3 protein-coding genes are annotated in these 3413 nt (G+C 43.0%); 2 read left to right on the top strand and 1 reads right to left on the bottom strand.

The features are described 5' to 3' along the window. Window positions 1-40 precede the first annotated feature (40 nt). Window positions 41-1300 carry an adenylosuccinate synthetase gene (locus CAG60_RS08410; RefSeq protein WP_161438725.1) on the top strand — a complete coding sequence of 420 codons (1260 nt, stop codon included), beginning with the start codon at window positions 41-43 and terminating at the stop codon, window positions 1298-1300. Between the two features lie 101 nt (window positions 1301-1401). Then, window positions 1402-1632, top strand: coding sequence for a DUF3820 family protein (locus tag CAG60_RS08405; RefSeq protein WP_161438724.1), 231 nt, complete (start codon window positions 1402-1404; stop codon window positions 1630-1632). Here the strand turns inward: CAG60_RS08405 and CAG60_RS08400 are convergent. Then, on the bottom strand, window positions 1627-3087 hold the full coding sequence (locus CAG60_RS08400; RefSeq protein WP_161438723.1) for a sensor domain-containing diguanylate cyclase: 1461 nt from the start codon (window positions 3085-3087) through the stop codon (window positions 1627-1629). The genes CAG60_RS08405 and CAG60_RS08400 overlap by 6 nt on opposite strands. Window positions 3088-3413 lie beyond the last annotated feature (326 nt).

Here is a 3413-nt window from a genome sequence, read left to right as displayed (position 1 = left end):
GGCATAGGATGGTGGCACTTGCTTTTAAGGAGAGTAACTCATGTCGTCGATTGTTGTTGTTGGTGCTAACTGGGGTGATGAAGGTAAAGGTCGGATTGTTGATTATCTTGCCGATCAAGCTTCAGCCAGTGTTCGTTTTCAAGGCGGAAATAACGCCGGTCACACCGTAGTTAATGAATTCGGAACGTTTAAATTACACCAATTGCCGAGTGGCGTGTTTAATCCAGATTGTTTGGCGGTACTTGGCCCAGGTATGGTGATAAGCCCTGAGTTATTGTCAAAAGAGATGGCGGAAGTTGAGCAATCAGGCGTATCGCTACGCATGGCGATTTCCGATCGTGCGACTTTGTGTTTGCCTCTCCATGCTTTAGAAGACAGTTTAGAAGAAGCACGTTTAGGCGATCGAGCCTACGGCTCTACTCGTCAAGGCATTGCTCCGGCTTATGGTGACCGAGTGATGAAAAAAGGCATCTTAGTTGGCTGGTTAAAGCAACCTGAAGTGTTACAAGAACGTATTCAATTTTGGCTAGATTGGAAATTGCCCCAACTCAAAGCCCTTTACCCAAGTTTTGAATTTACCCAAAGCGCGGCGGAAATGGCAGCATGGCTACTAGAGGTTGCTCAGCCATGGTTAGCATCGGTGTGTAATGTCACCGTACCGCTAAAAGCGATTCAAGCCCAAGGCGGAAACTTGTTGTTTGAAGCCCAGTTGGGCGCTGGCCGAGATTTAGTGTACGGCGAATACCCATGGACAACGTCTTCTCATGTGACTTCTGCTTACGCAGGTTTGGGCGGTGGTTTACCCGCATTGCGTCCAGAGCGAGTGATTGCCGTGGCGAAAGCCTTTAGCTCATCGGTTGGCACTGGCACCTTGATCACCGCGATGGAAGAGCAAGATGCGTTTCGTGAAAAAGCCAACGAGTTTGGCGCCACTACTGGCCGTCCACGTGATATGGGCTATTTTGATGCCGTAGCAACCCGTAATGGGGTTGAGCTACAAGCGGCAACCGAAGTCGCTTTGACCAAAATTGACTGCTTAACTGGCTTATCTGATCTGAAAATTTGTGTCGGCTATCAAGGTCATCACAGCGAAAACCCGATTTGGCCACAAACGGCAGCTCTGGCGCCTATGTATGAGCAAATGGAAAGCTGGCAAGAAGACATTACCGGTTGTCGCACTTTTGAAAGCCTGCCTCTTGCGGCTCAAAAGTACGTACTACGGATTGAAGAGCTCCTACAAGTGCCGGTATCGATGATTTCGGTGGGGCCTGAACGTGAGCAAATGATTTTACGTGGTTAAGAACCACTAATAAAGCTATCAGTCTCCCACAGCACTTGCTCTGCTCGGGAGACTTTTTGTATGCTGTCAATTCCAATGACCCACCGAGCCTAAGTGACATCATGTTAGAAAAAGAAAACCTACTCAAACTCGCCAGAATGCCCATGCCTTTTGGCAAATATGCTGGTAGGGTTTTGATCGATTTACCTGAAGAGTACCTACTGTGGTTCGCCAACAAAGGTTTTCCCGAAGGGGAATTAGGCCAACTGCTTCAGCTGTGTCTGGCATTAAAAATCGAAGGTTTGGATAGTGTCGTTAAGCCACTTAAGCATAAACACTCGGACTGTTCATGAGCATACTACACGATTGCGCCCCGAAGATTTTGCACGATACAATGCTCTATCCGCATCAAAATAAGCCGTCTCTATTGGATTATCTTTAGTTATATCTAACAATGAAATCCCGATGCTTACCGTAATACTCACCTCTTGTGGAAGGCATGGAAAGGTCAGTTCACTAACGGCTAAACGCAGCTTTTCTGCATGTTCTACGGCATCTTGTAATGAAATATTCGGCAGCAGTACCATAAACTCCTCACCACCAAACCGCGCGACCGCATCACCTTCTCGAATATTTTGATTTAAGCTATGAGCAACGCAACAAAGTACTTGATCACCGATTGGGTGTCCGTATGTATCGTTAATTCTTTTAAAATAATCGATATCAATCAGTAAGATTGCAGAGACACCTTCTACCTTACGTAATCGAGTTAATTCTAATTGAATAAGCCCTGATAGGTATGCGCGATTAAACAGCCCCGTTAGGCAATCAGTACCTGCTTGATATTCAAGATGGAGTGTCTTCTCATCTACTTTGTGCCGTGCAAGCATAATAGAAGCAAAAATCACTAAAAATAGTAATAGGCTAAGAGAGCCACCCAGAAGTGCACTACTTTTTAAACTTTCATTGATGCGAGACTGAATGGATTCGGCAGATTTTTCTACCACTAACCAAGTATTCCAAGTATCCATAAAGCGTATCCAGAGGAATACCTCTGAATTGTCTTTATTAGCAAAACTCAATACTGTGCCATCTTTATTTTTATCAAGAAAGTTGAACTCTATATCCCACAGATCGCTTAAGTTAAGCTGGTCCGCTAATAACTGTCGGTTTCTTGCATAAACCAGTTGACCATCTAATCGTGCTAGATAAACGTCAAAACCTTTAAGGCGGGCATAAGTCATCAGCAGATTACTAAAATCTTCGGTATCGACTCCCACACCAGTAAGACCGAGAAATTCGCCATTGTGATCAAAAAGAGGAGCATTAACCCATATGTGCAACTTATCTTCTTCAGCGTAATACCATGTATCTATATTGATATCTCGTAAGGTTTCACGATAAAGATAATACCATCCATCTCGTGATACATTATTGGGGTCAAGTTTTATGATTCGCTGATCATCTGAGTAGTAAGTCTCGGAACGATCACTGACCATGCTAGCATCCGCTAAACGAAATCGTAGACTAATGTCACGTAAGAAAGTCCGTAATATATCAATATCTTGTTCGCCAGCTAGAATCCAGTCACGTATAAAATTATTATGCTGTAGTTCACCACTAATTCGATGATATTCGCCAGCTGTTCTATCGACGCTTGCCGCTAATGCCATACCTATCGAAGGTAATTCATAGTGTTGGATAAAGTGTTTAACTCTACGACTATCTTGCCAAGCATAAAAACTCGTGAGTACTAGAAATGCTAGAAACACCACCAAGCTTAGCGAATGAAATAGGCGATTTTTCATTACGTAGAGTCCAGACAAATATCATTGATGATTTTCATCCTAGTATAGAAAATCTAAATATCCTATTTTGATAAAAGCAACTTGTAGGGTGGTTCAAGATAAACTCGTTTTTAAGAATGGATCAAGAGATGGAATCTATTACACAAAATAGTTTGTCTTACGTTCGTTCATCCCAATCACTGTAGTGTGCTCATGGGGATGAACTCACTTGTCGCCTACCTGCAACTCCAAGTTGTTTGGGTATATTTTGTCATAGGTTTTTACAGTCAATGATAATTGTCATTATTGACCACATTGTAAATATAACTAAATGGAAATATTAATGT

This window comes from Vibrio sp. V33_P6A3T137 (assembly GCF_009904835.1).
Lineage (GTDB): Bacteria > Pseudomonadota > Gammaproteobacteria > Enterobacterales > Vibrionaceae > Vibrio > Vibrio metschnikovii.
This window is presented reverse-complemented; position numbering and strand designations above follow the sequence as displayed.